Source organism: Tepidibacillus sp. LV47 (assembly GCF_048381575.1).
GTDB lineage: Bacteria > Bacillota > Bacilli > Tepidibacillales > Tepidibacillaceae > Tepidibacillus.
The window spans coordinates 171,843-198,291 of record NZ_JBLWIF010000001.1; the positions used below are offsets into that span (position 1 = coordinate 171,843).

Consider the following 26,449-nt stretch of genomic DNA (forward strand, 5'->3'; position numbering starts at 1 on the left):
CTCCTATCTACGAAACAAGGTATACATTTTTTCCAAAAAAGCTTTTGTTCCACCTATTTTGCTTGGTTCATGTTTTTGAATATATTTCTCAACAATTGTTCTTATATTTTTACTCGCTTTACTATTTGGATAAGCTAAATAAAAAGGTTCCTGTTTTTTTACTGCTTTTGGCACATGTTCATCGTTAGATATGTAACCAAGGTAATGGATATCAAAATCTAAAAAGTTTTTTGAAACAATGCGAATCCGATTAGCAGTACTATGTGCTTCTTTTTCATTAGCGGCCCGATTAATAATTAAAGAGACTTTTTTTGTTTTTTCCTTAGAATGAAGGAGTTTAATAATTGCATAAGCATCCGTTATTGCTGTTGGTTCAGGAGTAGTGACCAAAAAGACTTCATCAGCTGAGAGCATAAACCTTAATGACTCTTCAGATACGCCCGCTCCTGTATCTACTAATAAGGTATCTACATGACCATTTAATAATTGAAATTGATCAAATAGGTAGGAGAGGTTTTCATATTTATGTTGATTCATGAATAATTCTAAATCTGACCCACCGGCGATAAACGTTAAACCTTTTGGCCCTTTTTCAATAATATCCCAAACCTTAAGACGTCGTTCTATGAGGTCTTGTAAAGTATATTTCGTATGAACCCCCATTAAAACATCAATGTTCGCAAAACCGATATCCGCATCTAAAATTGTTGTTTTATGATGATAATCTAATAAAGCTAAAGCAAAATTTAAGGTAAAATTCGATTTTCCTACCCCGCCTTTCCCACTCGTAATTGTGACCACACGGGTGGATTGGGGATTTTGAATTGGAGAGGCTAGCAATCTTTTTCGTAGGCTTTCAGCTTGATCTTTGATTATCACCAATTACCCCTCCTAAAATCGCTTTTGCAATTTTCTCTTCATCAAAAATTTCAATATCATCAGGAACGTTTTGACCGTTTGTGATATAAGAAACTGGATATGGATACTTTGAAACAATATTGATAATCGTACCATAAGATAACGTTTCATCAAATTTCGTAAATAATAATTTGTCAATATTCACCTTTTTAAAATGTTCAAGAATCGATAACATATCCTCATATTTATGAGTTAAACTTAATACCAAATAGGTTTCACTTTGAGCATTTGTAGATAAGAGGTGGTTCAATTCGGAGATATACATTTCATTGTGATAATTTCGACCTGCTGTATCCATAAAAATGAGATCATAATCTCTCAATTTTTCTAAAGCTTTTATTGTATCTTGTGGTGAGAATACGACTTCAATGGGGGCATTTAAAATATTGGCATAGGTACGAAGTTGATCGACAGCAGCAATTCGATAGGTATCAGCCGTAATAAAAGCAATTTTCTTACGATATTTTAGCACACTCTCTGCTGCTAGTTTTGCAATGGTTGTCGTTTTTCCTACACCAGTTGGCCCAACGACATGAATGATCTTCGTTTGCGATTGTATTTCTTTTTTAACGCCATTCTTTCTTATCTTTTCAATCATTTTTTGTAATGTAGCTTCATAAATATGAGTTTTTTGATTATGTTCTCCTAACCCTTCAATCACTTCTGAAATAATTTCTCCGGCAATTTCTTCTTCAACCCCTTGATTAATGAGGCGTTGATAAACTTCTTTAACTTCAGTTGAATAGTTGAAATTTAGGCCATCTTTTTTTTGATTCATCATGAGTTGTACCATAAGTTTTTTAATTTCTTTAACATCTTGTATAATAGAATCAGACTGAGTTATAGCCGGAACAGATTCATTCGTTGTATGTGAGACTTGTGATCGTGATGGAGTTTGATCAACTGCAGCAATCACTTCAACTTTTTCCTTCCCAAAAAATCCTAAAAAACCTCCAACCTTGATCTTTTTTGTATGCAATATCATCGCATCCTGTCCTAACTCCATTTTAATCTGTTCCATTGCTTGAGGTAGTGTATTGGTTACATAACGCTTTACCCTCATTATAAGTTCACCACTCCTACACTTTGCACTTCAATATGAGGCTCCAATTCATTGTAAGACAAAATTGGAACTTCCGGCATGAAACGTTCAACGATTTGTCTAACATACATTCTAATCAGGGGAGATGTTAAAAGAATGGGTTGACTCCCTGTTTGTACCATTCGATTGATTTGCTCACTCAAATTCCGATAAATGATTTGAGAAGTAGAAGGATCTAGAGCTAAATAATTTCCCTGTTCAGTATGTTGAATGCTCTCGCTAATCTTCTTTTCTAAATCAGGTCCAATCGTAATCACTTTTAAAGGTTTACCATTTTCCACATATTGTAAAGTGATTTGTCTTGATAGAGCTTGTCTTACATACTCTGTTAGTAGGAATGGATCTTTCGTGTAACTAGCATAATCAGCTAACGTTTCAAATATCACTACAAGATTTCGGATGGAAACTTTTTCTTTTAGTAAATTCGCTAGGACCTTTTGAATTTCTCCAATTGATAGTAAGTTTGGTACCAATTCCTCGATAAGAGCAGGTTGGGACTCTTTCAAATGATCGACAAGTGCACGAACTTCTTGTCTACCCAATAATTCATAGGCATGTCGTTTGATAACTTCCGATAAATGAGTTGCCACTACAGATGGTGCATCAACAACGGTATAGCCTGCCAACTCCGCTCTTTCTCTCATCTCTTCATTTACCCATAAAGCAGGTAGTCCAAAAGCAGGTTCTTTCGTTTCAATCCCTGTAATCGAATCATCTTCCACTCCGTGACTCATCGCCAAATAATGATCCAGTAAAATCTCGCCTTCTGCTACTTGATTACCGCGGATTTTAATAATATACTGGTTTGGTTTAAGTTGAATATTATCACGAATTCGAATAACTGGAACCAATAATCCCAATTCCAGAGCAATTTGTCTGCGAATCATGATGACTCGATCTAACAAATCCCCACCTTGATTGGTATCAGCAAGAGGGATTAACCCATATCCAAACTCAAATTCTATAGGATCGACAGAGAGTAATTGCATGACATTCTCCGGGCTACGAACTTGTTCCATCTCTTTTTCTTCTTCTATTTGTTCGTTTTTCACTTGTTCTTTGATTTGATTTTGTTGCATTTTATATCCACCTATTGCCAAAACTCCTGCAATGGGAAAGGTCGTGACCGGAGAAATAAAAAAACCTAAAACCATAATCGCAGCAGCAACAATATATAGGAGTTTCGGATAAGAAAAAATTTGACTGGTTACATCCTCGCTTAAATTCCCCTCTGAAGCAGCTCTTGTTACAATAATTCCTGTTGCCGTTGAAATCATAAGTGCAGGGATTTGGCTTACCAAACCATCACCAATGGATAATAATGTAAATCTAGCAGCAGATTGGGCAATATCAAGATGGAAATAAACCATTCCAATAATAAAACCGCCTATTACGTTAATAATTAGAATAATAATTCCAGCAATCGCATCACCTTTTACGAATTTGCTCGCCCCATCCATCGCTCCATAGAAATCAGCTTCTCTTTCAATTCTTTTTCGTCTTTCCCTTGCCTCTTGTTCTGTAATCATTCCTGCATTTAAGTCTGCATCAATACTCATCTGCTTTCCAGGCATGGCATCAAGGGTAAAGCGGGCAGCTACTTCCGCTACCCGTTCCGAACCTTTTGTGATCACCACAAATTGAATAACAACAAGAATAATAAATACGATAAAACCGACAACAGGATTGCCACCTACAACAAACTGACCAAACGCCTCAATAACTTTACCAGCATCACCATGCGTTAAAATTGAACGAGTAGTCGAAACGTTTAAAGCAAGTCGAAATAAAGTGGTAATCAATAGCAAAGAAGGAAAAATAGAAAACTGAAGTGGTTCTTTTGTAAACATGGAAACCAACAGGATTGTTAGTGATAACGAGATATTCATAATAAGTAGCAAACTTAATAACCATGTAGGAAGAGGAACGACCATCATCATAATGATGAGTACAATTGTGATTGGTATTGCAAAATATCGTAACTCTTTCAACTCTATTCTCCTCCCTAATTTTTACTTGGCCATCCCCTTCATTTTGTAAACGTAAGCTAAGACTTCTGCCACTGCTTGATATAATTCTGTGGGAATAAAATCATCAATGTCCAATTGATAGTATAAAGTTCTAGCTAACCATCTATTTTCAACAATAGCAACACGATGTTCCTTTGCTATTTCTTTTATTTTCAACGCTAAATAATCCATACCTTTTGCAACAACTTTCGGAGCTTCCATCTCATTTGGTTTATACGAAATCGCAACGGCAAAATGAGTAGGGTTTGTAATTACAACATCTGCTTGAGGTATCATTTGCATCATTCTACTCATTGCCATTTTTCGTTGTCTTTCTTTTATCTTCCCTTTGATAAAAGGATCACCTTCTGTTTTCTTAAATTCTTCTTTTATTTCTTGTTTTGACATGCGTAAGTTTTTTTCATAATCATAACGTTGGTAAACATAATCGAGTATCGATAAGATGATAAGTAAGATGGATGATTTTAACCCGATTTCAAGAACCATTTTACCGATAAATGTAAGAATTTCGATAAGATCAAGACGATATAGACTTAACAATTTTTCTTTGTTAGCCCATAAAACAGAGTAAATAATATAACCAACCAGAACAATTTTAAAAATCGATTTCAATAAGTCTACAATTGCTTTTTTGGAAAAAATTCGTTTTGCTCCTTCTAATGGATTTAATCGATCCAATTTTATCTTTATGGGTTCATTTACAATTAGAAATCCTACTTGTAACGAATTCCCAACAACACCACCAATGACTGCAATAGCAAAAATCGGAAGAATGACAAAAACTAAATCCGACAGTATTCCTATAAATAATGGTCGTAGATTATCCACAGTAACTTCATATAAAAGATATTGCTGTAATATCTTTTTATAAAGTTTGATAAAATGTTGTGATAAAATAGGCCCATATAAATAAAATAATAGAAACGAAAAAAGAAAAATAAGAGCAGAAGGGAGTTCAGGGGTTTTGGCGACTTGCCCTTTTTTTCGAGCCTCCTTTTTCTTCTGAGGCGTTGCCTTTTCCGTTTTTTCCTCTGCAAAATATTGTAAATTCATTCGCAGTTGATTCATATTATGACCCCATTAAATCGAGCAATTGTCTCATCGAGATAAATATCTCTTCAAAGAGTTGCTTTAAAATATAGATGAACCCTGGTGCAATTAGAAGCAACATTAAGAAGGTTACAATGATTTTTATCGGTAATCCAACAACAAATATATTTAATTGTGGGACTGTTCTTGAAACGATTCCTAATGCCATATCACTTAAAAATATCGTTCCAATGATGGGTGCAGCCATCTTAAATGCGATAATAAACATCGATTGAAAAATATCTAACCCAAAACGATTCATAGAATCGTGGTGAATCTGAGATAGCCAGTCCTTGGCAATAGGGATTTTGTAGAAACTTGATACAATCCCATCAAGAAAAAGATGGTGCCCATCTAAGGTTAATAATAATAGAATGGCAAAGATATATTTAAAATTTCCCATGAGCGGACTTTGAATACCCGTTTGTGGATCAATGACATTTGCTATCGCAAACCCAATTTGCATATCAAGTAATGAACCTGCAACTTGAACAGCCATCAAAAGCATTTGACCGATCCATCCTAAGACAAGACCAACCAATATTTCACGAAAAAGATAAACCAAATAAGTTCCATCTAATGTTAAATCTGTTACATTTACCTTAATCACAGGTAAAATGATCAGCGATATAAAAAAAGCAATTCCTAGTTTATATAATATTGGTATTCCTTTTGAAGAAAAAACTGGTGCTGTTACAAAAAATGAAGTTATACGAATAAAGATTAATAAGAATAAATAAAAGGCTGATAGGGTAATCATGAAACATCATCCTATGAAATTGCCTAGTTGACTAAAAAGTGCCTGTGTAAATTCTACTAACCTAGAGAGCATCCATGGTCCAAAGAAAACAATCGCAAGCAAAATCGCAACAATCTTAGGAACAAAAGCTAGTGTTTGCTCTTGAATTTGTGTCGTTGCTTGAAAAACACTTACCAACAACCCGACTAATAAACCTAGCCCGATAATTGGAGCACTTACAATTAAAATCGTATAAATGGCATTTTCAAAGAGATGAAGGATAAAGTTTTGTGACATTTTTTAACACTCCTAATGGAAGCTTTCTAAAAGAGATTTCACGACTAAATACCAACCATCAACTAAGATAAATAATAAAATCTTAAAAGGTAATGAAATCATAACAGGTGGCAGCATCATCATTCCCATAGCCATTAAGATGCTGGATACCACCATATCAATAATTAAGAAAGGGATAAAAATCATAAAACCCATTTGAAATGCTGTTTTTAACTCACTAATCGCAAACGCTGGAACTAACACGCGAAGGGGCATTTGCTCCACATTTTTAGGCTTATCCATTTTGGCATAATTCAAGAATAATAGAATATCTTTTTCTCGCGTTTGTTTAATCATAAAATGCTTAAAAGGCTTAGCCGCTTCCTCAATGAACTGTTGTTGGTTTATTTTCCCATTCATGTAAGGCTGAATCGCATTCTGATTTACCTCGTTAAACGTTGGCCCCATCACAAACAACGTTAAAAATAAAGCTAGTCCAATAATGACTTGATTAGGTGGCATTTGTTGTGTCGCCAATGCATTTCTTACAAAAGATAGAACAATGACGATTCTAGTAAAACTTGTCATCAATATTAAAATTGCAGGTGCCAATGATAGAACAGTTAATAACAACAAAATCTGAAGGGATGTCATTACATCCTCAGGTTGATTGGATGTTCCTACTTTAAAATCAAATCCAGGTATAACGATATTGGATTCGGCATAAACGGTGGTTGGAATAATGATCGAAAAAATAAATAAGCCTAATAGTATATAACCTATTCTCTTATCCATCTAAATCCCTTTTCTCTATTTTCTCTAAAGATGAGTCTTTTGAAGTTTCAAGGATTTCTTGCAAAGATAGAGTTCGCTCATCCCTTAATTGTCTCATTTTTTGATTAAGGAATTCTTCGAATGAGTCTTTTTTATGGCTTCTGTTTACCTTCACCCTCTTGAACCAATCTATGAATCTATCATTTGTTAGGGATAAAGAAGACATTGCATCTTTTATTTGCATAAGTTCTTCCTGGCTATCAATGATATGTAATAAACGGACTTCTTGTCCAATACCTAAAACATAAATTTTTTGACCTATTTCTACTAATTGAATCGATTTATTTTGCCCTAATGGAATCCCTCCAAGATGTTGAAAAGCATTTGAACGGAGGAAGCCATTTTTTCGAGAGAGAAAACGAAACAAAAAGTAGATCATAACTAAGATGAGAGATAAAAAGAAAATTAGTTTAAAAAATTGCCACCCTAGATTCGTCATATCCATTTCATCCTTAACCAAGTGCTTTCGTAATCGCTTCAAGGACACGATCTGACTGAAATGGTTTTACAATAAAATCTTTTGCTCCTGCTTGAATTGCATCAATCACCATTGCCTGTTGTCCCATCGCTGAACACATAATCACTTTTGCATTCGGATCAATTTTTTTAATTTCTCTTAGAGCTGTTATTCCATCCATTTCAGGCATGGTGATATCTAAGGTTACTAAATCTGGTCGGAGTTCATTATACTTTTCCACAGCCTGTATTCCATCGCTTGCTTCACCAATAACTTCAAAGCCGTTTTTTGTTAAAATTTCCTTAATCATCATTCTCATAAACGCTGCATCATCAACAACTAAAATTTTTTTCCCCATATTGTTCTCTCTCCTTTCATGACTTATTGTAATTTGCGAATTCGATCAGATTGACTAATAATATCTGTGACCCTCACGCCAAAATTTTCATCAATGACAACCACTTCGCCTTTCGCAATTAACTTATTGTTTGCAAGAATATCCACAGGTTCTCCAGCTAATTTATCTAATTCAATGATTGAACCCTGTGCCAATTCTAAAATCTCTTTGATCATTTTTTTTGTTCTACCTAATTCTACTGTAATTTGTAAAGGAATATCCATCAAGATTTCTAAATTAGGATCTAAGTTTTTTACAGATTTTTGCGAATCAAAATCTGCAAATTGTGCAGTTTGTATTTTGGGATTCTGATTTACTTGCTCTTTATTCGTTACATTTCTAGAAGAATGATAATAGGTATCTCTTTTTTCATAATGATCCATCGGTTTTGATTGATATTCAATCTCTTTTGGACGATCAATCACATCATGATGATAAGAAGAATCGTAATCATTATTATTTTCTTGAAGATTATAACTCTTAGTAGGAGTTGTACTTGAAGTATCCGTTCCTAATAATTGACCAACCATCTTTTTTGCTAAATCAACTGTTGTTATTTGCATGATATTCGAATCAATTAACGTCCCTATACGCAGACGGAAGGAAACTTTAATAAGAATATCATCATTTGGAATATTTTCTTCCCCTTTTCCCTCGGTTAAATTAAGAATATCAATTCCTGGCGGTGAAATGTCAACTTTTGTATTAAAAATCGTGGACATCGACGTTGCAGATGAACCCATCATTTGGTTCATTGCTTCTTGAACAGCACTAATATCCATTTCCGTTAAGTTATCGTCTAAAACTTGACCACTTCCTCCCATCATCAAATCGGCAATAATCTTAGCATCTGATGACTTGATAACTAGAACGTTCGTTCCTTGTATACCATCTGTATATTGAACATACACTGCAACATATGGGGTTGGAAATTCATTAGCCAAATTTTTTCTTTCTATAACTGATACAGTAGGTGTAGTAATTTCCACTTTCGTTCCTAATAGTGTTGATAAAGCAGTAGAAGCACTACCAAAAGAGATATTTCCGATCTCTCCCAAAGCATCTTGTTCCATTGGAGTCAAATATTGATTTATGTCTACTGTAAAGTTTTCTTGCTCATCTATTGTTTGTCTTAATAATGCATCGATTTCATCTTGGGATAACATCTCATTACTCATTTTGATTCCCCCCCTTCCTCTATATTTTCTATGATTTGTACTGCTATCCTTCCCTTTAATAACCCTGGTTGTACATAGTATTTTGGTACATCACCAACTGAAGCGACTAATGGATCTTTTACATTTTTATCCAATTGTATCACATCTCCAACATTTAATTGTAAAAGGTCGGAAATTGTTATTTCAGTATGTCCTAATTCCACTTTAATGGGTAATGTTGTGTAATGAATTTTTTTCTGCAGATTTTTGACATCTTCTTGGTTCGCAATTTTTTTTTGTTTTGAAAACCAATGATGTGACGATAATTTTGGCATGATCGGTTCTAAAACAACATGCGGCAGACAAAGATTAATCATTCCTGAAGTATCTCCGATTTTCGTATTAAAAGAGATTACTGCCACAGTATCATTGGGTGAAACAATTTGCATAAACTGGGGATTCACTTCAATCATTTCTAAACGAGGGTTGATCTCGATTATGTTTTTCCATACCTCTTGAAAGTAATCCAAAGCTTTGCTAAACATACTTTCCATAATCATTGTATCAATTTCGGTTAAATTTCCAATCTTATCTGGGGAAAATCCAGGGCCTCCTAAAACCCGGTCTATCATCGTATAAGCAATATTAGGATTTACTTCCATTACCATTCTTCCTTCAAGAGGCATCGCTTCAAAAATGTTCAAAATCGTCATTTTTGGGATCGAACGAATGAATTCCTCATATGGTAACTGATCAACAGAAACGACCGTAAACTGGACAAAGGTTCTAAGTTGTGCCGAAAAATGGGTGGTTAAGAGACGAGCAAAATTTTCATGAATACGTGTTAAACTTCGTATTTGATCTTTGGAAAAACGAAGTGCCCTTTTGAAATCGTAAACTTTTACCTTTTTCTGTTCTTCTTCTTCTTTCAGTTCTTCTGCATTCATTTCTCCAGAAGTTAATGCTGCTAATAGTGCATCGATTTCACTTTGTGAAAGAATCTCGCTCATTCTGATTCACCTTCCCATTTATGCGACAAACTATTGTAAAAAGATTTGAGTAATATCAACTTGAACCACTTTACCCTCTAATAAAATCTTATTCAAACGAGAGATGAGTTCCGCCTTAAATTGATTAATTTTTTCCTCACTCGCAAAAGATTTGGCAGTTTGGTTTTTTAATAGCAAATTTACTTTATCTTGAATTTGGAACATTCGTTTTTCAGCCTCAACCTTTGCGTCTTTATTATCCATTTGTAAAGTCATTTCAAGCACAATTGCCGTAGAATCTCCTAAATTTGTACTAATTTTAGGCACTTTTACAGTCAATGATACAATTTCGTCAATGGATGGTGATTTCACTTGATTACCTTGTACAGTTCGTACATTTTGAAAGGTAAATTGATATAAAAGGAAAGCGACCATAGCCAGTATCGTAATTAAAACAATAATTAATGTCATATTAAATAATTTGTTTTTAAACAAATTGAACCCTCCGAGTATGTAAACTAATCTTACTCACATTGTATCGTATGAGTTTTACGAATAAAATCCTCAAAAAGTTGAATGATTTCATCTACTGTTTGCTTTACAATTAATTTTTTGCCAGTAGTTAATGTGACAATCGTATCTGGGGTGCTTTCTACTGATTCGATCAATAAGCCATTAATGACAAATTCAGTACCATCTAATCGGTTGACTTTAATCATTTCTTTTGCCCCCCTTAGCTGGTAATACTGGGGAGAAACCTCCCCAGTTTAACCAACTACTATCGTTTCAGATTAACTAGTTCTTGAAGGATTTCGTCTGAAGTTGTAATAATCCTCGTATTAGCTTGAAAACCCCGTTGAGCTACGATCATTTCTGAGAATTCATTGGTTAAATCAACATTAGACATTTCTAGGGTACCGGTACGAATGCTAGTTCCTAATTCAGTTGGGACATTAATATCGTCAGCTTGAGCATTTAAAGTTTCGATATATAAACTATTTCCAGCTTTTTCAAGACCACCAGGATTGGTGATTTTCACAAGGCCAACTTTTACAAATTCAGTTGGATTAGTGCTCGTTGGATCTTTGGCTAATTTTATAACCGAGCCATTAGCTAGTGTAAGATCAATACCGCCGTCAGAAGCGATATTATAGGCAACCACTTTTTCCATTTGCTTTGATGCATTTGTATCGTAAGCTTCCTCAGGAATTTGAATGTTTGTCGGAATTGTATTTCCATTTGCATCGATTATGGCTTTTCCAGTATTATCAACAACTACCCCTTGTACATAATAACCTTGTGGAGTTACTAAGTACCCATTATCATCTAGTGTAAAATTCCCTGCTCGAGTAAAATAGGTTGTATTATTGGGAGCATCTAATACTTGAAAGAATCCATCTCCATCAATTGCTAGATCAGTAAGCACATTTGTGGTCTGAAAACTCCCAGGAGTATGTAAGGTATCAATAGAACCAACCATCGAACCTAATCCCACTTGTTTAGGATTCATACCTCCTCTTTGTCCAGCTATTGGCTGCATTGCACCACCGATCTTTTGACTTAATATATCTTGGAACATAACACGCCCAGCTTTGAAGCCAACGGTATTTACGTTAGCAATATTGTTACTAATGACATCAAGTTTAACTTGAAAACCTTTCATACCAGAAATACCAGAATATAATGAACGTAGCATTATCAATTAACCCTCCCTTTAATATCACCGTATCAATCGTTCAACGGCGCGAGGCCTCCCTTTTGGGTCCAGCCTAAATAATGATCGCACTATCAATTTGCGTAAACACATGATCTTTCATCGATAGCTTATCAAGGGCAGTAACTACGACTCGCTTAGGAATATTTACAATAAAAGCAACATCATTCATTAAAATCATTGAGTCTTTTGATCCTTTACTTTCAGCCTTTTTTACAGCCTCATTTAACTGCTGTATCAGGTTTGCTTCTAATTTGATACCACGACTATCCATTCTTTGCAAGGCATGAGCACTAAACTTCAATTCTTTTTGTTGAGAAAGAATTTGGTTAGTCAGAATGTCTTGAAAGCGAGATTCTTGTTGATGATGAGCTTTTCCTGTATTTTGTAAACCAATGATTGATTTTGGAAAATAGACTTGACCGATATTAAAGGATTCGCTCATCGACTACACTCCTGACTCTATTTTATATAGTTCTTGGATGGGAACTTCCTGATCACCAATAAGGGCATAATACTCTTGATCCTTTAATAGTACGCTATTAATTTCTCCAAAATGTTCTGTCCCTTCTTGATCTTCCCAATAACCGATTTTCCCGATCAAACTGGATAATACACTTAATGAATGTTGTTGTGCGTTTAGTAATTCTTTAATTTCTGCTAATTCCGTGGTCATATTTGTGATTTGTTCTAAACTGCTAAACTGAGCCATTTGAGCAATAAAATCCTTATCTTGCAACGGCTGTAATGGATCTTGATTTTTTAGTTGAGCAATAAATATTTTGAGAAAATCATCTTTCCCCAAAATGTCTTTTCGTATATATGGTTGATTTGCTATTTTTACTGTTGTTGCACCCGTTGTCGTATAGGTATTCATCTGATCCCTCCTTATACGGTAATGTCGATACCTGAAATTTGATAAGGTACCCCATAAAAATCCTCTTTATCTTCCGAATGCCTATAATGAGACGTATCCCCTTGTTTTGAACGATAATACTGCTTAGAGGATTGGTTTTGCCCAGAAAAGTGAAATCCACTTCTCATATCCAGAAATAAGTTTGAAATAGAAGAGGACGGCGTATATTGCACTTCCATCCGATCTACCTGAATTCCTTGTTGAATAAGGGATTGACGTAATTGGTGAATTTGTCCTTCTATTAATTCTTTTGCTACAGCTGTATCCACATTAAATTGGGCAGAAATTTGTCCTTGATGATTGATAATTTTTACATCAATTTGTCCCAATTCTTTTGGATGAAGTTGAATTTTTACCTCAGAGATTCCACTAGGAAATGGTGAATGTTTTATGATCACTTTTCCCAACTCTGATGGAAAATCTTGATTGTATGAAATCGTGATTGGTTGATTACGAGATAAAATTAAATTCAACTTTAAATCGTTATTTAGAAACGAAGGAAAAGACGGACTTGGATTAAGATTTGTTTTAGATAAATTAGTTTCTAGTAATTGTCTGTTTTTTAAAAGGTATGATGTGTCACGATTTTCCTTATCAAATGACACAAATTGTAATTGCCCCTCTTCATTTAAATGTTGTTCGTTAATTGACTTGAAGGTTAATACATGTTGTTTGGCAAGATTCGTTTCAACTTGTGGTTTTGCAAAATGTACTTCAACTTGATCCGCCTGAATTCCTTGTTGAATAAGGGATTGACGTAATTGGTGAATTTGTCCTTCAATTAATTCTTTTGCTGCTTCTGTATCCACAATGAATTGAGCAGATATTTGACCTTGATGTACAATCATTTTCAAATCAAGTTGCCCTAACTCTTTTGGCACAAGTTGAATGTTCAATTTGTAAATTCCATCTTTTGTCATTGGAACCAGATTTTTAATCTCTTTGTTTGGTTCATTTAAATGGTGGTTGGTATTCACAAATTGCTTTGTCGGTAATAATATCGGTAATAATAGTTGAAGTGGTAACAAATCATACATTATATTGATTTGATCATTTTGCTTTCCTTTTTGGCTAGTTTCATAAACGGGATGACTAACCATACTTAAATCAAGGTTCTGTTCCGTTAATTGTGGTAATTTGACGTTTTCATTTAAGGATAGTGGCAATATTGGCACTTGAACTACCTGGTGCTGATTTTCAGTCGCTGTCATCATCTCTTCCAATAATAAGGAAAAGATGTGACCATTATCCTCGTTTCCATTCTTAAGGATGAGATGAGGGGAAGACGAATTAGAGCTATAACTCATGATTATAGATAGACCATTCATTTTTTTCACCTCCTTTCCCATTTTTAATATTTTAACATTACTGACTTGAAGCTAATCCTTTCAATTTAGTCGAAATACTAGCTGCTTTTTTGGGATCCATTTTTTCCAAAATAGAACTTTTACTCTCGACACTCATCTGATTAATGATATTTGCAGCCTCTTGTTCATCTAAATTGGATAGGATATTTGCTGCATTTTTAGGATTCATATTTTCATAAATTTTCCCTAGATCTGCCCATACTTGTTCTTGCTTTAACGTAGTATTTGTTTCAATTTGCTTCGTTACATCATTTAGTTGTTGTTTTAATTGAGCTAATTCCGTATCCTTTGTTTTTATATTTGATTCTAATTGTTTAATTTGGTTATTCTTCTGTTCGATAGTAGTTTTTAGTTCTTGAATGGTTTGTTCCCATTGAGCATTTTGATTAGGTGCATTATTCCCATTCAATTGAGGATTAACTTGTGAGTCGGGAATGATCTTCTCAATAACAGGTATTTGGTTTAAATAGGTTAATATTTTCCCTTTTACATCAAAATCTAAAAACCAAAGTAGTATGATCGATAATATGGTAATAAATAAAATTGGAATAATAACAATATAAAAGAACCATTCCAACTTGCTATAGTTTCTTTCAGCAGTTGGCTTCATCATTGTTCCCCTCTCTAATAATAAGACCGATAGGTGGCTAGTTCATCGATTTGCTTTTGTTCATCTCGTTTCGATTCTAGTAAATATTCTTGTAATCTTTTATCTTTATAATGATGCCAGATTTTTTCCTCTATTTTTGCTTCTTTTAATTCATCTTTCTTTTCTTGCAATTGATGTTCTTGCTTTTTAATCATTTCTTTTTGCTGATTGATTTGGGATCTTAGAAAAGCTAAGTAATCATAAACTTGTTGTAACTTAATAATTGTAATTCCTTTTTTTTGCTCATCAGATAATTGCTTCTCTATTTGTTGTTTATCAGAGAAAAGATCAGCTAGTTTTTTTTCTTCTTTCTGTAAATCGTTTAAGATTTTCGTATAACTCCATTCTACTAGCTCACGATTTTTTTCTTTTATATCGATGACCTTTTGTAAATGGAATTGAAATTTTTTCATCGATTTATATCTCCTTAAAGTCATGGATAAGTTGTTGAATCGTATCAGTAAAATTGGCTTTTTCATTGATTTTTTGTTGTGTAAAACTACGAATCTTAGGAATGTATTGAATAGCTTTATCAATCAAAGGATTTGACCCCGATTGGTAAGCCCCAATATGAATTAAGTCTTCAGCATCTTTGTATGTAGCAAGTAACATCTTAAAATTCTCACTTGCTTTCAGATGCTCTTCTGAAACAATATCTTTCATTAATCGACTAACACTACTTAACAGATCAATGGCAGGAAAATGTCCTTTTTGTGCTAATTTTCGATCCAGAACAATATGTCCGTCCAAAATCCCACGAACTGCATCTGCGATTGGTTCATTCATATCATCTGAATCAACTAATACTGTATATAATGCTGTAATGGTTCCATGTTGATTCGTTCCAGAACGTTCAAGTAAACGCGGCAACATGGCAAAAACAGATGGAGGGTATCCTTTCGTAGCAGGAGGTTCACCAATCGCTAGACCTACCTCTCTGCCGGCCATTGCAAAACGGGTCACTGAATCCATCATCAAATTCACATCTAACCCTTGATCGCGAAAATATTCTGCAATACTTGTAGCAATAATGGCTCCTTTAATCCGTACTAAAGCAGGTTGGTCAGAGGTTGCAACAACTACAACCGACTTTTTCATACCTTCTTCACCTAAATCTCGCTCTAAAAAATCCCTTACCTCTCTCCCTCGTTCACCAATCAATCCTATCACATTTACATCCGCAGAAGTATTTCTAGCGATCATTCCAAGTAGAGTACTTTTTCCTACTCCACTTCCTGCAAAGATGCCAATCCTTTGACCTTTACCAACTGTTAATAGACCATCAATTGCTCTGATTCCTAATGTAATCGGTTCTTGGATCCTTGGTCTTGTTAACGGATTAGGCGGCATCTGATTGGTTGAATAAGACTCTAATCCCCGAGGTAATGGTATATCATCTAATGGTTCTCCTAACCCATTTAATACTCTTCCTAATAAGGTTTGTCCCACCTTTATATATAATGGGAAACGTGTATTTACCACGTCACAACCAGGACCAATTGCCCCTAGTTCTCCTAAAGGCATTAATAAGACACGATTATTTTTAAAACCAACAACTTCTGCTTTTATTGGTTCATTCTTATTCATCGGGTAAATCAAGCAGACATCCCCGATTTTTGCATCAGGACCTTGGGATTCAACTGTTAATCCAATCACCTGAGATACTCTCCCGTACATTCGTATGGGATTCGATTGCTCTATTGCCTTTTTTAATTGGTCAAGATCAAATGGAATCATGATATTCTCCTATTTATTACTTCTAATAAGACTTGCTTAAGTTCTTCTAGTTGAGTATCAATTCTTGCATCTAAAGTTCCATAGGAAGTTTTGATGACTACTCCTAAATCTTTAATCGATGCATCAGGGAAAATGGATAGATCTACATTTCCGTTTAATTCCATTAGCAACTCTTCCCTCGCACTTTGTAAGTAGGCGAAATGGTTGGGATGAACATAGATGATGATTTTTTCAAATTCTTTTGTTTTCCTTAATGTATCTTGTGCAATGTTTTTTATAATTTCTGGATCGATTTCAATCTCTTTCAAAATAATTTTTTTTGCAATAGTAACTGCAAGTTCGATCATAGTTGGTTCTGCTTCTTGAATAATTTGTTCCTTCAAAGAATAAGCCTCTTGCAAGATTTGGGACGCTTGTTGTAATTGATTTTGGTATTCTAGGTTTGCTTTCTCCATTCCCTTTTGAAACCCTTTATCAAAACCAGTTTGATATCCACGTTTTGATGCCTCTTCTTCAATTTGTTGCAACTCAATCTTTTTCTGATCCCACCACGATTGAATCTCTTTTTCGGTATTTCGTTTGATTTGTTCTGCATCTTTTTTGGCCTGTTCAATGATCTTAATCGCAGTTTCTTCAGCATCCTGAAGTATTTGCCTTGATTGACCTGAATCGACTTCAGCTAACATCGTCTGACCAGTTGCTGCTTTTTGCGTTTTAACATTTTGTTGAGAAACAATTAATGTGTGGGTAATAGTTTTTACTTCTTTCACATCATGTTCCTTGACAGATTTAAAAATTCTAGACAATGATATCATCGCCTCCACCACGAGCGATAATTATTTCACCTGCTTCTTCAAGGCGTCTAATGATAGCAACAATTCTTGATTGTGCTTCTTCTACATCTCGCAAGCGAACTGGTCCCATATATTCCATCTCTTCTTTAAAAGTTTCAACCATTCGTTTGGACATATTCCTGAAAATCGCTTCACGAACATCTTCACTAGCAATCTTTAGTGCTAATTGGAGATCATTGTTATCTACATCTCGAATCACTCGTTGAATAGAACGATTATCCAATTTGACAATATCTTCAAAGACAAACATTCTCTTCTTAATTTCGTTTGCTAATTCTGGATGATCCATCTCTAACGCATCTAAAATGGTTCGTTCCGTTCCTCGATCTACTCCATTAAGAATTTGAACAATACTTTCTATTCCACCAGTGTTTGTAAAATCTTGTTGCACCGTTGTCGATAATTTTTGTTCAAGCGCTCGTTCTACTTTGTGGATGACATCTGGAGTCGTCCCATCCATCAAAGCTATCCTTCTGGCAACATCAACTTGTTTGTCAGGTGGTAATTCTGACAAAATCATCGCGGCTTGATCTGGCTGTAGATATGATAAAACAAGTGCGATCGTCTGTGGATGTTCATTTTGAATGAAGTGCAAGATTTGATTTGGGTCAGATTTTCTAGCAAAATCAAATGGCCGAACTTGAAGAGAAGCTGTTAAACGGTTAATCACATCGATGGCTTTTTGTTGACCTAAGGCTTTCTCCAAGATTTCTTTTGCATACTCAATTCCACCTTGTGATATATAATCTTGCGCTACAGCCATTTGATGAAACTCATTTAATACTCTTTCTTTTTCCACACTATCAATCTTTCGCATATTTGCGATTTCTAAAGTAAGTAATTCTATTTCATCTTCACGCAAATGTTTAAATACCTGAGCTGAGACTTCAGGACCTAAGGTGATTAAAAGGATTGCTGCTTTTTGTTTCCCTGTTAATTCTTGAAACCTAACCAGGAAAAATCCCTCCTACTCGTCTGATAACCAAGTGCGAATTAATTTTACAAATTCATCTGGTTTCTTAGATGCTAATTTTTGTAATTCCTTACTAATCATCATCTCTTCAGTCATGTTTGGAGTAAAATCGATTTCTGGTACTTTTATTTCCATAGGTTGTGTCTCTTCTTCAACACTTTCGTCCTGTTTCTTTCTCCTTCTACTAACCAATGTATATCCTATTCCACCTACTGCAAAGACAGATAAACCAATAAGCCCATAAAGTAAATATGGATTCATACCACTTGAATTTTGTGCATTTTGTACTTGATTTGTAACGCTTTGAAAAGGATGAGCGATAACTGCAATTTTTTGATCAACCGTCGTGGGATCTGTAACTTTTTGTTGATCATTTAAGGCTGCTAATAAAATCGGTCGAATTAGATTTTTAATCGCTTCCTTGGTCTGACCTGTTTTCGAATTAGGATCATTATCCTCTGGCATATTAAGAGCAACATTAATACTGAGATCCTCAAGACGGTAAGGACTACTCACTATTTCTTTTGTAATCTCATTCACTTCATAATTGATTCTTTCCTCATTATGTTCGTAGTTTCCGTTATTATTTGTATTGGCTTGATAACCAGGTATTTGGGTATTTCCAGTACCAACTATTCCACCTGCAAAATTCCCATCACCTGTTGAAGATTCCTGAATTCTTTCTATACTTCTAGCAATTCCTTTACCATCTACTACAGGCTCTTTTAAATTTTCAACCGTTTTTTGCTGATCGAAATTCATTTTTGCAAAAACAGTCACAATCGCCTGATTAGGTCCTAAAACAGTGTTTAATACTCTTTCTAATTCCTTTTTTAAATCTTGTTGAAACTGAGCTTGGATTTTGCGTTGTTGATCAAAAGCCGTTATATTCGTAGAATTGTTATTTTGTGCATAATCAATATATTCTAAGGGTTCACTATATTGATTCACAATCGTAATATTTTCTATAGGTAAATTCGGAACACTCTTTGATATCAAATTATACATACTCTTAATTTGATTTTGATTTAATTCTATTCCTGGTTCAATATTGACAATAACAGATGCTGTTGCTTTTTGTTCATCTTCGGAATAAAAAACTTTTTCTTTTGGCAAAGTAATCATCACATAGGCATCTTTAATCCCTTGAATCCCATTTACAATCATGTCCCGAATTCCTTCTTCAATTGCACCTCGTTCCAATACTTGAAATTGGGAATCGGTCATTCCAAATGATGCGTTATCCCAAAATTTACTATAAATATTACCATTTCCTAAAACATCTTCTTGCGCTAATGTCACCTTTATTTTTGCCGCCTGTGATTCAGGGACAGAGATATTTGTCCCGTCTGCACTTAAACGGTAAGGAATCCCCATTTCTTCCAATTTCTTAATAATTAATCCTGCTTGTTTTTCGTTAACACCCACAAATGCAAGCTCAAATTTCGTACGAGTGAATAGATATGTAAAAATTGAGATCGATATTAGAAAAATGAAAAATGTAAGAATTAATAAGATTTTTTGGCGCTTTTCTAGAGGTTTCCACAAATTGATCATTCTTTCAGTATATTTATGAAGTAATTCATTCACTACTTAATCTCTCCTCGCTCACCAGAAGCTATTAAACTTGCATTCTCATAATTTCCTGGTAAGCTTCCACGATTTTATTCCTCACTTGCACAGTTAATTGCAATCCTAAACTGGCTTTCTCTGTCGCAATCATCACATGATGCAAGTCTTGTACATCCCCTATAGAAACTTTTTTGACTAAATCACTCGCTGTTTTGATATCTGTTTCCACTTGATTTAATGCATCTTTTAATATTTTTGAAAATGGTGTTACAATGTTTTTGGAGGATATGATTTTGTCTGTGGTTTGATTATTCATATTAATCAGTGGATTAATTCCATTTACCATTCTTTATCACTCCTTATCTACCAATTTCTAGTGCTTTTGTTAACATGGATTTTGTCGCATTTAGCGCTGTGACATTCGCTTCATATGCTCTTGTTGCCGAAATCATATCTACCATTTCTTTTAATAGATCAACATTAGGATAAAGCACAAATCCATTTTCATCTGCATCGGGGTGATTAGGTTGGTAGACTCTTTTATACGGGGTTGGATCATTAATAATTTTTGTAACTCGAACCCCTTCTGTAATGGATGAACCTAAATACCGACTTAATACTTGATTAAAGCTGTCCTGAGAGTAAGGTTCCATTACAACCATTTTTCTTGTATAAGGTTGCCACTTTCCATTTACCAGTTGTCCTCTTGTGGTTTCCACATTGGCAATATTGGAGGAGATGACATCCATTCTCAATCGTTGAGCGGTTAATGCAGATGCACTAATATCCATAGTTGAAAATAACTTCATTGTTTATCGTCTCCCTTCATTAATCACAAGACGTAACATGGAAAACTCTTTGTTTATTAATTGCGACAACGTATTGTACCAGATGTTATTCTCAGCTAATTTTGTCATTTCAAAATCAATATCTACGTTGTTCCCATTATTCAGCATTGAGGTGCGATTATCGGTAATAATTCTGTGCTGATAAGAATTCGACTGTGAAGTAATTTGAAAATGACTAGGATGAGTTCGATATCCTTTAAATGAAAAGTTATTAACGTTTGATTGTTCTTGTTTTAATATATCAGCAAAAGAAATATCTTTTGTTTTGTATCCAGGCGTTTCTATATTTGCAATATTACTCGTTATCAATCGCTGCCTTAAAGATGAAACGTCCATTGCACGTTCTAATGATTGTATCGATTGAAAAAGATTCATTATTAGATCCTCCTTTTTAGTTCAGGAGATTTGATATCAAGTAAATATATTTCCATATCGTGATACAAAATTCCTGCGTGTTTCGACATTTTTCTTTTAATCTTTTGTAAAAAATAGATTAAGTATGTATAAAAATGTCACAAATTAGATCATAACAAAGAAAAGTAAAATCAAACAGTCCTATATATCCTAATAAAAATATTTTATTTGGTATTTTTAGGTAATAATGCCTAGTATTTAAGAACTATTGGAGATATAGCAGTCAGAAGTTAAAAGATAAAGTAGCAAGAAAAGTTATTTTCGATAAAAAAAGACCTAACCTGACTTTGGCTAGGTCTTAAAACAGGATTAAGTTGTTCTTAGTTTCTCTAGTTCAGATAATAATTTTTCATTTAGTACTTTAATATAGGTACCTTTCATTCCAAGAGAGCGGGACTCAATCACACCTGCGCTTTCAAGTTTTCTTAGAGCGTTAACAATGACAGAGCGTGTAATTCCTACACGATCAGCAATTTTACTTGCAACAAGTAGACCTTCTTTTCCATCTAATTCTTCAAAGATATGTTCTACTGCTTCTAATTCACTATAAGAAAGGGATCCAATTGCCATTTGGACAACCGCTTTGCTTCTTACTTCCTCTTCCATCGCTTCAGATCGTTCTCTTAATATCTCCATTGCGATTACAGTGGCCCCATACTCAGCTAGGATTAAATCCTCATCGACAAATTGCTTGTTTAAGCGACCAAGAACGAGTGTACCTAATCGATCCCCACCTCCTATGATAGGTACTATAGCGGTGTAACTGTTTTTAAAAATATCCTTCATCTCAATGGGAAATGAGGATAACGGATTCTCAACCTCAATGTTTGAGACCGTTTCATCTTGCTTCAAAAGAAGTGAGTTATACTCTTCTGGAAATTGCCTTTTTCTTAACATTTCGGAGATGCGTTCATTGTCAATCTCTTGAGCAATCGCTACACCTAGCATTTTCCCTTTACGACTAACTACAAAAATGTTGGCTTCAATCACATCGCTAAGAACTTCTGCCATTTCATTGAAATTTACTGCATGACCAGCAGTTTTTTGTAATAGTTTATTAATTCTTCGAATTTTTGTTAATAAATCCATCTTAGTCCTCCTACCTTCTATAAAATATATTGTGATAAATCTATATTTTGAATAATATTTGTTAATTTTTCTCTTACATATTCAGGCGTAATCGATATTTTTTCAAGATGTATATCAGGAGCTTCGAATAATAAATCCTCTAATAATTTTTCTAACATCGTATGAAGTCTTCGAGCTCCAATATTATCCGTTGTTTGGTTCACTTCAGCAGCCAATTTGGCGATTTCATATATTGCTTCTTCTGTAAATTCAATTTGAATATTTTCTGTAGCCAAAAGTGCCTCATACTGTTTGATTAACGCGTTTTTAGGTTCTGTTAATATTTGTACAAAATCTTCTACTGTTAAAGACTGAAGTTCTACACGAATGGGAAAACGTCCCTGTAATTCAGGTATAAGATCAGAGGGTTTTGACATATGAAAGGCTCCAGCAGCAATAAAAAGAATATAATCTGTTTTAACAGGACCATATTTGGTCATTACTGTTGAGCCTTCTACAATCGGGAGAATATCACGTTGTACTCCTTCTCTAGAAACATCAGGTCCTCTTTCTTTTCCTGCAATTTTATCGATTTCATCAATAAAAATGATTCCCGATTGTTCCGCTCTTTGAATGGATTCTTGAATCACTTCATCCATATCAATTAGTTTTTGCGCTTCTTCTTGAATTAAAATCTTTCTGGCCTCTTTTATTGGGAGTTTTCTTTTTTTTGTTTTTTTCGGAACAAGGTTACCAAGGATATCTTGCATATTGATTCCCATATGTTCCATACTTGACCCAGTAAAAATCTCTAACATAGAAGGTACATTATCTTCTACTTCTATTTCAACGATTTCATCTTCCAATTGACCATTTAATAGTTGAAAACGAACACTTCTTCTTTTTTGGGCAAGTTCTTCTTCTACATGTTGATCATCCGTATTTTGCTGGGTCTGTCCTCCAAACAGCATTTCAAGAGGATTCTTCAGATTTTTGTTTTTTTTCTTGGTAGGTATGAGAAGGTCAACCAACCTTTCATTTGCCAATTCTTCTGCCTTATCTTTTACTTGTTCCGTTTTTTCGTTTTTTACCATTCGAATCGCTGTTTCGACTAAATCTCTTACCATCGACTCCACATCGCGGCCAACATAGCCCACTTCTGTAAATTTGGTAGCTTCTACTTTGATAAATGGAGCACCAACGAGTTTCGCTAATCGACGAGCGATTTCCGTTTTACCAACACCAGTAGGTCCAATCATTAAGATATTTTTTGGAATGATTTCTTCGCGAAGAGATTCATCTAGTAAACTTCGGCGATAACGATTTCGTAAAGCTATAGCTACTGCACGTTTTGCCTGTTTTTGACCAACAATATATTTATCCAATTCTTCAACGATTTGTCTCGGAGTTAACGTTTGTCCTGTCATCTTGTTTCCCCCCCTCACCCAATCTCTTCTATTACAATTTGATCATTTGTATATACACAAATTTCTGCTGCAATTTGAAGTGCTTGTAAAGCGATCTCTTTTGCCGTCATTTGCGGTGCATTTCGCTTTAAAGCTCTTCCAGCAGCTAAAGCATAACTTCCTCCTGAACCAATGGCCAAAATTCCATCATCTGGTTCAATCACTTCGCCATTACCCGAAATGAGTAAAAGATGGTCTTTATCCATCACAATTAACATCGCCTCTAAACGACGTAATATTTTATCCATTCGCCATTCTTTCGCCAGTTCTACCGCTGCTCTGGATAAGTTTCCGTGAAACTCTTCCAGTTTCGCTTCGAATTTTTCAAATAAGGTAAAAGCATCAGCAACAGAACCAGCAAAGCCGGCAATAACTTTACCATGATAGAGACGTCTTACTTTCTTTGCTGAATGTTTCATAATCATGCTATTACCAAAAGTAACTTGGCCGTCCCCTGCCATGGCAGATTTCCCATTATGCTGTACAGCAAAAATCGTTGTCGCATGAAAGGTTTGAGACACACCTTATCCTCCTTTATTTCCAAAAAAATAAATCTATATTCAGAATTTTATATTTTTTATATAAAATTAAGCTCTTGGATGAAAATTTTTATAAATCGTTTGCAATCTATCTTTTGTTACATGTGTATAAATTTGAGTTGTTGATATATTTACATGCCCTAATAGTTCTTGAACAGCTCTTAAATCCGCTCCAGCATTTAACAAATGGGTAGCAAAAGTATGGCGAATTGTATGAGGACTGACCTTTTTTACAGTAGACAAATACCGAACATATTTATCGATCAATCGCCGAACGCTTCGATCTGACAGTCGCTTCCCATATCGATTTAAAAATAACGCCTTTTCATGAGATAGTGGATTTAATTTTGTTCGAGCGTTATTTATGTAATCTTTTAAGGCCTTAATCGCATAAGTTCCTAAAGGTACGTAACGTTCCTTTGCCCCTTTGCCAAAAACTAGAGCGTTTCCAGTCATAAGATCTATAGAATCAAGATCCAGTGAGACTAGTTCGTTAACCCTCATGCCGCTTGCATATAACGTTTCGAGAATGGCACGATCTCGTAAACCAATGGGACTAGATCGATCAGGAAGTCGTAACAATTCTTCTATTTCTTCTGGATACAAAAACTGAGGGAGCTTTTTTTCAATTTTTGGTGTTGAAACCATCTGAAAAGGATTCGTTTGTATATAGTTTTCTCTTGTTAAAAATCGATAAAATGCGCGAAGACTTGACATTTTTCTTGAAATCGTCTTTCGAGTATATTCCATTTTATTTAATAATGCAAGATAACCTCTGACATGAAGATACTCTACTTTTTCATAAGAAGTTAAACCGAGTGAAGCCATATAGAGACGAAAATCTTTGATATCCCTTATATAATTTTTTAGGGTATGAGGTGAAGCATTTTTTTCGATTTGAAGATATCCTTGGAACTCAATCAAGTATGGATCATACGGCTCCATCTATTCATCACCTATTTTCAGACCAAAAATAATATTACCACAGTATAATTAATTGTGACAGCCCAAATTGTGTACGTATTGTGAAAAATTCTGAATTATATTTAACGATCTTTGTGAAATTTGTAAATTCTTTTCATTTTTGTTTTTAATTTTTTGTGGCAACGGTGGAAGCAAGCCGAAGTTTGCATTCATCGGTTGAAAATGTTTTGGGTCAGCTGTTGTGATATAATGGGCCATGCTTCCCAATACCGTTTCTCTTGGAAAAACAACAGGATCTTTTCCTTTATAGATCAAAGCTGCATTAATACCTGCAATTAATCCCGATGCAGCAGATTCAACATAACCTTCTACGCCTGTCATTTGACCAGCAAAAAAAAGATCATCACGTTTTTTAAATTGGTACGTTGGTCTCAATACTTTTGGTGAATTGATAAACGTATTGCGATGCATGACTCCATAGCGAACAATTTCTGCATTCTCAAGTCCTGGAATCATACGAATGATTCTTTTTTGTTCTCCCCATTTCAAATGGGTTTGAAAACCTACTATATTATATAATGTTCCTTCCTCATTATCTTGTCGTAACTGAACAACGGCATATGGCTGTTTTCCTGTTCTTGGATCGATTAAGCCAACAGGTTTCATGGGCCCAAAGAGCAAAGTTTGTCTACCTCTTTTCCCCATAACTTCAACAGGCATACAGCCCTCAAAATAAATCTCTTTTTCAAAATTCTTCAATTCTGTCGTCTCCGCCTTTATTAGTTCATCGTAAAAAAGGTTAAACTCTTCTTCTGTCATCGGACAATTAATATATGCGGCTTCCCCTTTATCATAACGAGAAGCAATAAAGACTTTACTAAAATCAATACTGTCTTTTTCAATAATTGGGGCTGCTGCATCATAAAAATAAAGATATTCTTCACCAATTAATGCTAAAATTTTTTCTGCTAACGCATCAGAAGTTAATGGGCCCGTTGCAATAACCGTTAATCCATCAAAGATCTCAGTTACTTCTTGATGTACAACCTCTATAAGGGGATGATTTTTGATTGTATTTGTGATGGTCTGAGAAAATAGACTTCGATCAACGGCTAGAGCACCACCTGCTGGAATCGAATGACGATCAGCTGTACCGATAACGATGGAGTCAAACTTTCTCATTTCTTCTTTTAATAGCCCTACGGCATTTGTAAGGCTATTTGAACGAAGAGAATTACTACAAACTAATTCTGCGAATTGTTCCGTATGATGAGCAGGTGAACTTTTCACTGGCCTCATCTCGTATAAACGGACAGGCACCCCACATTTTGCGATTTGCCAAGCTGCTTCACTTCCAGCAAGCCCTGCTCCTACTACATTGATTGGTTTTTGTTCTGTCATATTGATAATGCCTCCATAT

The 26,449-nt window shown here is 34.8% G+C and carries 31 protein-coding genes; all 31 read right to left on the reverse strand.

Going from position 1 to position 26,449, the window contains the following annotated elements; all coding sequences use genetic code 11:
* Window positions 1-3: 3 nt before the first annotated feature.
* Window positions 4-879: a MinD/ParA family protein gene (locus tag ACMW72_RS00820; RefSeq protein ID WP_418366937.1), complete on the reverse strand. Its 876-nt coding sequence runs from the start codon at window positions 877-879 to the stop codon at window positions 4-6.
* Window positions 857-1,981, reverse strand: a complete 1,125-nt coding sequence (gene flhF / locus ACMW72_RS00825; protein WP_418366938.1) for a flagellar biosynthesis protein FlhF — start codon at window positions 1,979-1,981, stop codon at window positions 857-859. The genes ACMW72_RS00820 and flhF overlap by 23 nt, the downstream gene beginning before the upstream one ends.
* Window positions 1,981-3,960, reverse strand: coding sequence for a flagellar biosynthesis protein FlhA (flhA, locus tag ACMW72_RS00830; protein ID WP_418367371.1), 1,980 nt, complete (start codon window positions 3,958-3,960; stop codon window positions 1,981-1,983). Before flhA ends, flhF begins: the two co-directional genes overlap by 1 nt.
* 72 nt (window positions 3,961-4,032) lie before the next feature.
* A complete protein-coding gene (gene flhB, locus ACMW72_RS00835; RefSeq protein ID WP_418366939.1) occupies window positions 4,033-5,118 on the reverse strand; it encodes a flagellar biosynthesis protein FlhB in 1,086 nt (361 codons plus the stop codon).
* A gap of 1 nt (window position 5,119) precedes the next feature.
* Window positions 5,120-5,899 carry a flagellar biosynthetic protein FliR gene (fliR, locus tag ACMW72_RS00840; RefSeq protein ID WP_418366940.1) on the reverse strand — a complete coding sequence of 260 codons (780 nt, stop codon included), beginning with the start codon at window positions 5,897-5,899 and terminating at the stop codon, window positions 5,120-5,122.
* Between the two features lie 6 nt (window positions 5,900-5,905).
* On the reverse strand, window positions 5,906-6,175 hold the full coding sequence (gene fliQ / locus ACMW72_RS00845; protein ID WP_418366941.1) for a flagellar biosynthesis protein FliQ: 270 nt from the start codon (window positions 6,173-6,175) through the stop codon (window positions 5,906-5,908).
* A gap of 12 nt (window positions 6,176-6,187) precedes the next feature.
* Entirely contained in the window at window positions 6,188-6,949 is a 762-nt protein-coding gene (gene fliP / locus ACMW72_RS00850) for a flagellar type III secretion system pore protein FliP (RefSeq protein ID WP_418366942.1), read from the reverse strand.
* Window positions 6,942-7,427, reverse strand: a complete 486-nt coding sequence (locus ACMW72_RS00855; RefSeq protein ID WP_418366943.1) for a flagellar biosynthetic protein FliO — start codon at window positions 7,425-7,427, stop codon at window positions 6,942-6,944. Before ACMW72_RS00855 ends, fliP begins: the two co-directional genes overlap by 8 nt.
* Window positions 7,428-7,440: 13 nt before the next feature.
* On the reverse strand, window positions 7,441-7,803 hold the full coding sequence (locus ACMW72_RS00860) for a response regulator (protein WP_418366944.1): 363 nt from the start codon (window positions 7,801-7,803) through the stop codon (window positions 7,441-7,443).
* Between the two features lie 23 nt (window positions 7,804-7,826).
* Window positions 7,827-9,020: a flagellar motor switch phosphatase FliY gene (gene fliY / locus ACMW72_RS00865; RefSeq protein ID WP_418366945.1), complete on the reverse strand. Its 1,194-nt coding sequence runs from the start codon at window positions 9,018-9,020 to the stop codon at window positions 7,827-7,829.
* A complete protein-coding gene (gene fliM, locus ACMW72_RS00870; protein ID WP_418366946.1) occupies window positions 9,017-10,009 on the reverse strand; it encodes a flagellar motor switch protein FliM in 993 nt (330 codons plus the stop codon). The genes fliY and fliM overlap by 4 nt, the downstream gene beginning before the upstream one ends.
* Before the next feature lie 30 nt (window positions 10,010-10,039).
* Window positions 10,040-10,483 carry a flagellar basal body-associated FliL family protein gene (locus ACMW72_RS00875; protein ID WP_418366947.1) on the reverse strand — a complete coding sequence of 148 codons (444 nt, stop codon included), beginning with the start codon at window positions 10,481-10,483 and terminating at the stop codon, window positions 10,040-10,042.
* 29 nt (window positions 10,484-10,512) lie between these two features.
* The gene (locus ACMW72_RS00880; RefSeq protein WP_418366948.1) at window positions 10,513-10,707 is read right to left on the reverse strand and encodes a flagellar FlbD family protein; all 195 of its coding nucleotides are present in this window, start codon (window positions 10,705-10,707) and stop codon (window positions 10,513-10,515) included.
* A gap of 59 nt (window positions 10,708-10,766) precedes the next feature.
* The gene (locus ACMW72_RS00885; protein WP_418366949.1) at window positions 10,767-11,684 is read right to left on the reverse strand and encodes a flagellar hook-basal body complex protein; all 918 of its coding nucleotides are present in this window, start codon (window positions 11,682-11,684) and stop codon (window positions 10,767-10,769) included.
* A 73-nt stretch (window positions 11,685-11,757) separates the two neighbouring features.
* Window positions 11,758-12,147 carry a TIGR02530 family flagellar biosynthesis protein gene (locus ACMW72_RS00890; RefSeq protein WP_418366950.1) on the reverse strand — a complete coding sequence of 130 codons (390 nt, stop codon included), beginning with the start codon at window positions 12,145-12,147 and terminating at the stop codon, window positions 11,758-11,760.
* 3 nt (window positions 12,148-12,150) lie between these two features.
* The gene (locus tag ACMW72_RS00895) at window positions 12,151-12,579 is read right to left on the reverse strand and encodes a flagellar hook capping FlgD N-terminal domain-containing protein (protein ID WP_418366951.1); all 429 of its coding nucleotides are present in this window, start codon (window positions 12,577-12,579) and stop codon (window positions 12,151-12,153) included.
* 11 nt (window positions 12,580-12,590) lie between these two features.
* Window positions 12,591-13,946, reverse strand: coding sequence for a flagellar hook-length control protein FliK (locus tag ACMW72_RS00900; RefSeq protein ID WP_418366952.1), 1,356 nt, complete (start codon window positions 13,944-13,946; stop codon window positions 12,591-12,593).
* Between the two features lie 37 nt (window positions 13,947-13,983).
* The gene (locus tag ACMW72_RS00905) at window positions 13,984-14,598 is read right to left on the reverse strand and encodes a MotE family protein (RefSeq protein ID WP_418366953.1); all 615 of its coding nucleotides are present in this window, start codon (window positions 14,596-14,598) and stop codon (window positions 13,984-13,986) included.
* An 11-nt stretch (window positions 14,599-14,609) separates the two neighbouring features.
* Complete coding sequence (fliJ, locus tag ACMW72_RS00910) at window positions 14,610-15,047, reverse strand: flagellar export protein FliJ (RefSeq protein ID WP_418366954.1); 438 nt, start codon at window positions 15,045-15,047, stop codon at window positions 14,610-14,612.
* Between the two features lie 4 nt (window positions 15,048-15,051).
* Window positions 15,052-16,371: a flagellar protein export ATPase FliI gene (fliI, locus tag ACMW72_RS00915; protein WP_418366955.1), complete on the reverse strand. Its 1,320-nt coding sequence runs from the start codon at window positions 16,369-16,371 to the stop codon at window positions 15,052-15,054.
* The gene (gene fliH / locus ACMW72_RS00920; protein WP_418366956.1) at window positions 16,368-17,177 is read right to left on the reverse strand and encodes a flagellar assembly protein FliH; all 810 of its coding nucleotides are present in this window, start codon (window positions 17,175-17,177) and stop codon (window positions 16,368-16,370) included. Before fliH ends, fliI begins: the two co-directional genes overlap by 4 nt.
* Window positions 17,170-18,180 carry a flagellar motor switch protein FliG gene (fliG, locus tag ACMW72_RS00925; RefSeq protein ID WP_418367372.1) on the reverse strand — a complete coding sequence of 337 codons (1,011 nt, stop codon included), beginning with the start codon at window positions 18,178-18,180 and terminating at the stop codon, window positions 17,170-17,172. The genes fliH and fliG overlap by 8 nt, the downstream gene beginning before the upstream one ends.
* 12 nt (window positions 18,181-18,192) lie before the next feature.
* Window positions 18,193-19,788 (reverse strand): flagellar basal-body MS-ring/collar protein FliF, encoded by a 1,596-nt coding sequence (fliF, locus tag ACMW72_RS00930; RefSeq protein WP_418366957.1) that lies wholly within the window; start codon window positions 19,786-19,788, stop codon window positions 18,193-18,195.
* A gap of 31 nt (window positions 19,789-19,819) precedes the next feature.
* Window positions 19,820-20,116 (reverse strand): flagellar hook-basal body complex protein FliE, encoded by a 297-nt coding sequence (gene fliE, locus ACMW72_RS00935; protein ID WP_418366958.1) that lies wholly within the window; start codon window positions 20,114-20,116, stop codon window positions 19,820-19,822.
* Window positions 20,117-20,129: 13 nt separating this feature from the next.
* Entirely contained in the window at window positions 20,130-20,579 is a 450-nt protein-coding gene (gene flgC / locus ACMW72_RS00940; RefSeq protein WP_418366959.1) for a flagellar basal body rod protein FlgC, read from the reverse strand.
* Window positions 20,580-20,582: 3 nt separating this feature from the next.
* Complete coding sequence (gene flgB, locus ACMW72_RS00945) at window positions 20,583-20,993, reverse strand: flagellar basal body rod protein FlgB (protein WP_418366960.1); 411 nt, start codon at window positions 20,991-20,993, stop codon at window positions 20,583-20,585.
* A 348-nt stretch (window positions 20,994-21,341) separates the two neighbouring features.
* Window positions 21,342-22,121 carry a GTP-sensing pleiotropic transcriptional regulator CodY gene (codY, locus tag ACMW72_RS00950; protein ID WP_418366961.1) on the reverse strand — a complete coding sequence of 260 codons (780 nt, stop codon included), beginning with the start codon at window positions 22,119-22,121 and terminating at the stop codon, window positions 21,342-21,344.
* 17 nt (window positions 22,122-22,138) lie between these two features.
* Window positions 22,139-23,527: an ATP-dependent protease ATPase subunit HslU gene (gene hslU, locus ACMW72_RS00955; protein WP_418366962.1), complete on the reverse strand. Its 1,389-nt coding sequence runs from the start codon at window positions 23,525-23,527 to the stop codon at window positions 22,139-22,141.
* A 14-nt stretch (window positions 23,528-23,541) separates the two neighbouring features.
* Window positions 23,542-24,087: an ATP-dependent protease subunit HslV gene (hslV, locus tag ACMW72_RS00960; protein ID WP_418366963.1), complete on the reverse strand. Its 546-nt coding sequence runs from the start codon at window positions 24,085-24,087 to the stop codon at window positions 23,542-23,544.
* A gap of 66 nt (window positions 24,088-24,153) precedes the next feature.
* Window positions 24,154-25,050: a tyrosine recombinase XerC gene (gene xerC, locus ACMW72_RS00965; RefSeq protein WP_418366964.1), complete on the reverse strand. Its 897-nt coding sequence runs from the start codon at window positions 25,048-25,050 to the stop codon at window positions 24,154-24,156.
* A gap of 48 nt (window positions 25,051-25,098) precedes the next feature.
* Complete coding sequence (trmFO, locus tag ACMW72_RS00970; protein WP_418366965.1) at window positions 25,099-26,430, reverse strand: FADH(2)-oxidizing methylenetetrahydrofolate--tRNA-(uracil(54)-C(5))-methyltransferase TrmFO; 1,332 nt, start codon at window positions 26,428-26,430, stop codon at window positions 25,099-25,101.
* Between the last annotated feature and the right edge of the window lie 19 nt (window positions 26,431-26,449).

What these genes read in the sequence shown, in the direction of transcription:
- trmFO (WP_418366965.1), bottom strand. Translation starts at nt 26,430, where the DNA reads ATGACAGAACAAAAACCAATCAATGTAGTAGGAGCAGGGCTTGCTGGA.
- ACMW72_RS00880 (WP_418366948.1), bottom strand. Translation starts at nt 10,707, where the DNA reads ATGATTAAAGTCAACCGATTAGATGGTACTGAATTTGTCATTAATGGC.
- ACMW72_RS00900 (WP_418366952.1), bottom strand. Translation starts at nt 13,946, where the DNA reads ATGAATGGTCTATCTATAATCATGAGTTATAGCTCTAATTCGTCTTCC.
- ACMW72_RS00885 (WP_418366949.1), bottom strand. Translation starts at nt 11,684, where the DNA reads ATGCTACGTTCATTATATTCTGGTATTTCTGGTATGAAAGGTTTTCAA.
- flhF (WP_418366938.1), bottom strand. Translation starts at nt 1,981, where the DNA reads ATGAGGGTAAAGCGTTATGTAACCAATACACTACCTCAAGCAATGGAA.
- fliE (WP_418366958.1), bottom strand. Translation starts at nt 20,116, where the DNA reads ATGGTAAATGGAATTAATCCACTGATTAATATGAATAATCAAACCACA.
- ACMW72_RS00855 (WP_418366943.1), bottom strand. Translation starts at nt 7,427, where the DNA reads ATGACGAATCTAGGGTGGCAATTTTTTAAACTAATTTTCTTTTTATCT.
- fliM (WP_418366946.1), bottom strand. Translation starts at nt 10,009, where the DNA reads ATGAGCGAGATTCTTTCACAAAGTGAAATCGATGCACTATTAGCAGCA.
- fliR (WP_418366940.1), bottom strand. Translation starts at nt 5,899, where the DNA reads ATGATTACCCTATCAGCCTTTTATTTATTCTTATTAATCTTTATTCGT.
- ACMW72_RS00890 (WP_418366950.1), bottom strand. Translation starts at nt 12,147, where the DNA reads ATGAGCGAATCCTTTAATATCGGTCAAGTCTATTTTCCAAAATCAATC.
- ACMW72_RS00905 (WP_418366953.1), bottom strand. Translation starts at nt 14,598, where the DNA reads ATGATGAAGCCAACTGCTGAAAGAAACTATAGCAAGTTGGAATGGTTC.
- flhA (WP_418367371.1), bottom strand. Translation starts at nt 3,960, where the DNA reads ATGATGATGGTCGTTCCTCTTCCTACATGGTTATTAAGTTTGCTACTT.
- fliY (WP_418366945.1), bottom strand. Translation starts at nt 9,020, where the DNA reads ATGAGTAATGAGATGTTATCCCAAGATGAAATCGATGCATTATTAAGA.
- ACMW72_RS00860 (WP_418366944.1), bottom strand. Translation starts at nt 7,803, where the DNA reads ATGGGGAAAAAAATTTTAGTTGTTGATGATGCAGCGTTTATGAGAATG.
- fliJ (WP_418366954.1), bottom strand. Translation starts at nt 15,047, where the DNA reads ATGAAAAAATTTCAATTCCATTTACAAAAGGTCATCGATATAAAAGAA.
- fliP (WP_418366942.1), bottom strand. Translation starts at nt 6,949, where the DNA reads ATGGATAAGAGAATAGGTTATATACTATTAGGCTTATTTATTTTTTCG.
- flhB (WP_418366939.1), bottom strand. Translation starts at nt 5,118, where the DNA reads ATGAATCAACTGCGAATGAATTTACAATATTTTGCAGAGGAAAAAACG.
- fliQ (WP_418366941.1), bottom strand. Translation starts at nt 6,175, where the DNA reads ATGTCACAAAACTTTATCCTTCATCTCTTTGAAAATGCCATTTATACG.
- fliI (WP_418366955.1), bottom strand. Translation starts at nt 16,371, where the DNA reads ATGATTCCATTTGATCTTGACCAATTAAAAAAGGCAATAGAGCAATCG.
- ACMW72_RS00895 (WP_418366951.1), bottom strand. Translation starts at nt 12,579, where the DNA reads ATGAATACCTATACGACAACGGGTGCAACAACAGTAAAAATAGCAAAT.
- hslU (WP_418366962.1), bottom strand. Translation starts at nt 23,527, where the DNA reads ATGACAGGACAAACGTTAACTCCGAGACAAATCGTTGAAGAATTGGAT.
- codY (WP_418366961.1), bottom strand. Translation starts at nt 22,121, where the DNA reads ATGGATTTATTAACAAAAATTCGAAGAATTAATAAACTATTACAAAAA.
- flgB (WP_418366960.1), bottom strand. Translation starts at nt 20,993, where the DNA reads ATGAATCTTTTTCAATCGATACAATCATTAGAACGTGCAATGGACGTT.
- flgC (WP_418366959.1), bottom strand. Translation starts at nt 20,579, where the DNA reads ATGAAGTTATTTTCAACTATGGATATTAGTGCATCTGCATTAACCGCT.
- xerC (WP_418366964.1), bottom strand. Translation starts at nt 25,050, where the DNA reads ATGGAGCCGTATGATCCATACTTGATTGAGTTCCAAGGATATCTTCAA.